Here is a 441-nt window from a genome sequence, read left to right as displayed (position 1 = left end):
GTTTAACAGTGCGAATGAATGGAGTGTTTCAAATGAAAGAGTTTTATAAAAAAAGATTTGCTCTTACAGATGGAGGAGCAAGAAATTTAAGTAAAGCAACACTGGCTTCATTTTTCGTTGATTGTATAAACATGCTTCCTGCCATATTACTTATGATTTTTGCTCAGGAAGTTTTGGAAAATATGGGCAAAAGCAATGGCTTTTATATAGTATTCTCAGTTTTGACTTTGATAGCAATGTATATTTTGCTTTCTATCGAATACGATAAATTATATAACACAACCTATCAAGAAAGTGCAGATTTAAGAATAAGGACAGCGGAGAATTTATCAAAATTACCTCTATCTTACTTTTCTAAACATGACATTTCCGACATTTCACAAACAATCATGGCTGATATTGAAGGCATAGAGCATGCAATGAGCCACTCAATACCAAAGG

1 protein-coding gene is annotated in these 441 nt (G+C 32.9%); it reads left to right on the top strand.

Going from position 1 to position 441, the window contains the following annotated elements:
* Nucleotides 1-32: 32 nt before the first annotated feature.
* Nucleotides 33-441, top strand: a 409-nt coding sequence (locus tag M3166_RS19060) for an ABC transporter transmembrane domain-containing protein (protein WP_251691809.1), incomplete at its 3' end; no start/stop codon positions are given.

It is taken from the genome of Solibacillus isronensis (genome assembly GCF_023715405.1).
Classification (GTDB): Bacteria; Bacillota; Bacilli; order Bacillales_A; family Planococcaceae; genus Solibacillus; species Solibacillus isronensis_B.
Note: the sequence above shows the minus strand (reverse complement) of the source record. Positions and strands in the feature narration are given on the sequence as shown.